A 5,179-nucleotide genomic window follows, 5' to 3' on the forward strand; every position below is an offset into this window, starting at 1 on the left:
GCCGCCACTATCGCCGCAGCCTCGAGCGCGAGCGCGGCCACGTCCAGGCGGCCGCACCCGCCGGCGATAGCGCGCCCGGCGCGATCGCCGCGCCTCGCTCCGCCGCGCGCTGAGCCCGCTCACGCCCGCCAGTTATCCATCCGATTGATTAGGGCATCGTTTTTTAATCGATTTGATTCATGCGATGCCGCTCCCTATTCTCGATCGCATCACGGCGCGACGGGTGTCGCGCCGGCTTTCCCGATCCCCACGGAATCGACTCATGCAAGCCAATCGCCACCAGGTCCGGATCGACGCGCTGATCGACGCGGCGCAGGACATCCGCTGTTTCCGCGTGTCGCGCGTCGACGGCCAGCCGCTCGACGCATACGAACCGGGCGCCCATATCGACGTCACCGCGCCGTCCGGCGTCACGCGCCAATACTCGCTGTGCGGCCGCCCCGACGAGCGCGGCAGCTATCTGTTCGCCGTGAAGAAGGAAACGCAGTCGCGCGGCGGATCGCGTTCGCTGCACGACGACGTCCGCGTCGGCACCGAGCTGTCGATCGGCACGCCGCGCAACCTGTTCCGGCTCGCCGACGACGCGAGCGAACACGTGCTGATCGCAGCCGGCATCGGCATCACGCCGCTGCTGTCGATGGCGTATGCGCTCGCGCAGCGCGGCGCCCGCTACCGGCTCCACTATTTCGCGCGCAGCCGCGACCATGCGGCGTTCGTCGACGAACTGTCGGCCGAACCGTTCGCATCGCACGTGACGTTCCATTACGGCGTCGAGCGCGACGCGCTTGCGCGCGAACTCGGTCGCTGCGTCGAATCGGTCGACGCGCAGGCACACGTGTACACCTGCGGCCCTGCGCCGTTCATGGACGCGGTGATTGCCGCCGCCGCGACGCGCGTGCCGGACGACGCAATCCATCTCGAGCGCTTCGCGGCCGAACCGGCTGTCGCCAGCGACGCCGCCAGCGCAAGCGCATCCGAAGGCTTCGAGGTGCGGCTACAACGCAGCGGTCAGTCCGTGCGCGTCGCGCCCGACACGTCGATCGTCGACGCGCTCGCGCGTATCGGCATCGAAGTCGACACGTCGTGCGGCGAAGGCGTGTGCGGCACCTGCATGGTGCCGGTCGTCGACGGCGAGCCCGACCACCGCGATCACTGCCTCAGCAAGGCCGAACGCGCGAGCAATTCGGTGATCTGCTGCTGCGTGTCGCGCGCGCGCTCGCCGGTGCTCGTGCTCGATCTATAAACGGCGCGCGGCCGCGAGCGCGTCACGCGCCGTCGAAGCGTTCGACGATCTCCGCAAGCAGTGCACGCATCCACGTAATGCCTTCGTCCTCGTGGAAATGCTCATGCCAGTGCATCGTCACCGGGGCGGGCGGCAGCGGCACCGGCAGCGCGTAAAGCCGGAACGCGTTGTCGCGGTTCAGGATCTGCGCGAGCCGCTTCGGCAGCGTGGCATACAGGTCCGTTACCTGCAGCACGCCCGGCAGTGCGACGAAGTGCGGCACTTCGAGCGCGACGTTGCGGCCGACGCTCTGCGCGCGCAGCGCGTCGTCGAGCGCGTGATGGCTGTGCTCGACCGACTTCACGTTGACGTGCGCGGCCCGCACGAACTGCTCGAGCGTCAGTGCCGCGCCGCTCGGCAATCCGCGCCGGCGGCCCGTCATGCAGACGTAGGTTTCCTCGAACAGCAGCTGATGGCGCGTGCGCGGCATCAGCTCCGGCAGATTGCCGATCGCGAAATCGAGCCGGCTCGCGCGCAGCGCTTCCTCGATCGCCTCGACCGGCATCGGCTGCACGCTGAGCGTCACGCGCGGCGCGCGCTCGCGCAGTGCGCGGCAGATCGCGGGCAGATACGCCATCTCGCCGGCATCCGACAGCGACAGCCGGAACGTGCGCGTGCTCGTCGCCGGATCGAAGCGCTCCGCATAGCGCAGCGCGACGCGCACCATGTCGAGCGCCTTGCCGACGATGCCCGCGAGTTCGAGTGCGACGGGTGTCGGCTGCATGCCCGCGCGCGTGCGCACGAACAGCGGATCGTCGAACAGCGTGCGTAGCCGTCCGAGCGAATAGCTGACGGCCGGCTGCGACAGTGCAAGCCGCTCGCCGGCCTTCGTCAGGTTGCGTTCCTCGACGATCGCCTGGAACACCCGCAGCAGGTTCAGATCGAGATGATCGACCGACGTCATGCACCCTCCGCTATTCGTCAAATTGATGCGTGAACGCATTCTAAATCAGTGAAGCGGATGCGACGACCGACGGCTGCGCGGCCGGCGCACGGCGCGCCGTTACGCGACCGGGCGGCGGAACATGTCGACGATCAGCGCGCGTAGCCACGCGATACCGGGATCCGCCGAAAACTGCGCGTGCGTATGCAGGTCGATTTCGATCGGCGGCAGCACGAACGGCAACGGCAGGATCCGGAATGCGCGGCCGCGGTTGAAGCGCTCCGCGACGCTGCGCGGAAAGATGATCGCGAGATCGGTATGCTGGACGATCTCCGGCGCGACGATGAAATGCGGCAGGCGCAGCACGATGGTGCGTTCGACCTGCAGCTCGTCGAGCCAGGTTTCGACCATCCGGTGCCCGGTCGCGTCGCTGCTCGCATAGATATAGCGCAGCGCGGCCAGGTCGGCCTGCGTCGGCGTGCGCTTGCGCAGCGGATGCCCGGCACGAACCATGCACACGTGCTCGTCCGTAAAGAGCGGCTCGCTCACGCATCCGGGGCCCGGATCCGGCACATAGCCGAGCGCGAGATCGATCTCACCGCTGCGCATCGCGGCACCGACCGCTTCCACAGCGGCGCTCGCGATCTCGACGCGCACGCCCGGTGCGACTTCCGCGAGCCTCGCGAGCAGCGGCGGCAGGAAGTAGAACTCCGACATGTCCGACATCGAAATGCGGAACACGCGGCTCGCGGTGGCCGGATCGAAATGCGCGACCTGCTGCACGGCGAGGTCGATGATGTCGAACGCGCGCGTCAGCGGCCCGTGCAACTGGCGCGCGGCATCGGTCGGCGCCATGCCGGCCGGCGTACGCACGAACAGCGGATCGTCGAAGAGATTGCGCAGCCGCCGCAGCGCGTGACTGACGGCCGGCTGCGTCAGCCCGAGCCGTTCGCCGGCCGCGGTCAGGCTGCGCAGTTCCGAGATCGCGAGGAACACGCGCAGCAGATTGAGATCGGTGACGACCGGATGGGACTTGTTCATGGCGCTCGTGAACCGCCGGTAGGATGCGCGACGCCGCGCGCCGGCCGCCGTGTCGCGTGCAGGTCACCGCGGACGGCCGGCGCCGCGCAGCGCGCGGGCTATTCGGCGCATGTTATCTCACAAACGCGGCTCGCCATCGGGAAGTGCGGCGTCGCACCGGTAAACGGCGGCAAGGCCTCGAAGTCGCGGCGCATCAGCACGCGCACTGGCGATGCGAGCGCGTCGGCCAGCGCGCCTGCATCGTCGAACACGACCTTGTTGCGCTGCATGGCCCGCGCGCGCGGGACCGGCAGCGCGCTTCGATAGTCGATGCGCGTATAGATCTCGATCTCGCGAATGCCGGGCAGTTGCGCCATCAGCGGCGAATGATGGTCGAGATAGTGCGACAGCCACGCGTTCGCGTCCGCGGCCTCGCCCTCGTAGCTGACGAGGTACGTGCAGCATTGCGCGCCCGCGCGTGTGCCGGCCAGCGGCACGCGGCGCACCGCCATCGCCTGCTGCGCGACGCGCAGCCCGGCGGCGGCGCAGCGTTCGACGAACGCGCGCGCCGCGCCGGCCGGCGCGAGCATCGCTTCGAGTGCGTCGAGATCGTCGAAATAGCATTGCAGCACGCATGCGGGCGAACGCGGACGCGGCACCGGATCGGCGCGATCGGCCGCGAATGCGACCGGCCGGTGCACGATCCATCGCGCGAGCCCGCGCATGCCGCGCAACGCGTCCGGTGCCGGCGCGACGTCGGGCGACGCCGCGTGCGCGTCGTCGTCGCCGTGCTCGGCAATCAGGAACAGGCACACCTCCATGCGTCACCCCGCGTGCACGGCAAGCGGATGCGCGAGCCGATGAAACGCGCGGCCGAAATAGATCAGTCCGTCGCCGGGCGAGCGCAGCGCGATATGGTCGATCTCGACGAACATCACCGAATGCGAGCCGACCGCCTTGCTGTCGATGATGTGCCCTTCCAGGCTGACGTTCGCGTCGGCGAGCACGGGCACGCCGGTCGCGCCGTCGACCCAGCGCGTATCGTCGAAGCGCGCGTCGCCGGGCGTTTGCGTCATGCCGGCAAACGCCTGCGCGATCGACTCGCACCCGGACGGCAGCAGATTGATCGCGACGCGCCCGTTGCCGCGCATGATGTCGTGCGCGCGGCTGCCGCGGTTGATGCAGACGAGCATCGTCGGCGGCGCATCGGTCACCGAGCAGACCGCGCTCGCGGTGATGCCCCAGCGGCCGCGCGCGCCGTCGGTCGTGATGACGTTCACGCCGGCCGGCAGGCGCGACATCGCCTCGCGAAAGTTTCGCCGGACGTCGTCGAGGGGAGTCGAATGATTCATGGATGGCTCCTGTTCGTCAAAACGCATTGCGGCAGCGTTCACGGATACGGCGTGACGGGATCGACGCCGGCGAACAGCGCGCCCGAGCCGTCGTAGGTCGCTTCGCCGAGAAACGCGTGCTGCGTGACGACGATCGAATCGCGCACCAGCTGCTGCAGGCGGTTTTCGCGGTAGATCGCCGCCGTTCCCGCGAGCTGATAGGCCTGCATCACGACCTTCGCGCAGACCTGTGCCGCATGCGTCGCGCTCAGGCGCAGCAGATTCGCCTGCGACGGCGAAACGGGCCGACCCGCGACGAGCGACGCCCACACCTGTTCCGCAGTCTCGTAGAAAAAGGCGCGCGCACTGCGCCAGTCGGCCTCGGCCTTCGCGAGGCCTGCGCGGTAGTACGGCCGGTCGCCGAGGCGCGGCGCGCCCGTCGTGGTCTTCGTCGCGCCGGACATCGCGGTCAGCAGATCGAGCGCCGCGCGCGCGAGGCCGACGTTGACGGCCGCATGAACCTGCGCCTGATACGCGACGGCCGGATAGCGGTACAACGGTTCGTCGACGGTCGGCTCGCCGCCGCGCACGAAGGTCCATGCATCGGCGACGAACGTGTCGTCGAGCGCGAGGTCGTGGCTGCCGGTGCCCTGCATGCCGACC

6 protein-coding genes are annotated in these 5,179 nt (G+C 69.1%); 1 reads left to right on the forward strand and 5 read right to left on the reverse strand.

Annotated features, from left to right (window positions below; genetic code table 11):
* Nucleotides 1-262: 262 nt before the first annotated feature.
* Nucleotides 263-1,243: a PDR/VanB family oxidoreductase gene (locus HMPREF3115_RS16215; RefSeq protein ID WP_070555103.1), complete on the forward strand. Its 981-nt coding sequence runs from the start codon at nt 263-265 to the stop codon at nt 1,241-1,243.
* Between the two features lie 22 nt (nt 1,244-1,265).
* On the opposite strand, the gene HMPREF3115_RS16220 is transcribed toward HMPREF3115_RS16215, so the two are convergent.
* From HMPREF3115_RS16220 to HMPREF3115_RS32480, 5 genes are all read right to left on the reverse strand, one after another.
* Nucleotides 1,266-2,186: a LysR family transcriptional regulator gene (locus HMPREF3115_RS16220; protein WP_053297930.1), complete on the reverse strand. Its 921-nt coding sequence runs from the start codon at nt 2,184-2,186 to the stop codon at nt 1,266-1,268.
* A gap of 99 nt (nt 2,187-2,285) precedes the next feature.
* On the reverse strand, nt 2,286-3,206 hold the full coding sequence (locus tag HMPREF3115_RS16225; RefSeq protein WP_006409635.1) for a LysR family transcriptional regulator: 921 nt from the start codon (nt 3,204-3,206) through the stop codon (nt 2,286-2,288).
* Between the two features lie 98 nt (nt 3,207-3,304).
* Nucleotides 3,305-4,006 (reverse strand): ethyl tert-butyl ether degradation protein EthD, encoded by a 702-nt coding sequence (locus HMPREF3115_RS16230; protein ID WP_070555104.1) that lies wholly within the window; start codon nt 4,004-4,006, stop codon nt 3,305-3,307.
* A 3-nt stretch (nt 4,007-4,009) separates the two neighbouring features.
* Entirely contained in the window at nt 4,010-4,537 is a 528-nt protein-coding gene (locus HMPREF3115_RS16235; RefSeq protein WP_006409639.1) for a flavin reductase, read from the reverse strand.
* A gap of 38 nt (nt 4,538-4,575) precedes the next feature.
* Nucleotides 4,576-5,179: acyl-CoA dehydrogenase family protein (locus HMPREF3115_RS32480; protein ID WP_256276214.1), on the reverse strand; the 604-nt coding region annotated here is incomplete at its 5' end.

The sequence above is a fragment of the Burkholderia sp. HMSC10F09 genome, from assembly GCF_001806955.1.
GTDB lineage: Bacteria > Pseudomonadota > Gammaproteobacteria > Burkholderiales > Burkholderiaceae > Burkholderia > Burkholderia multivorans.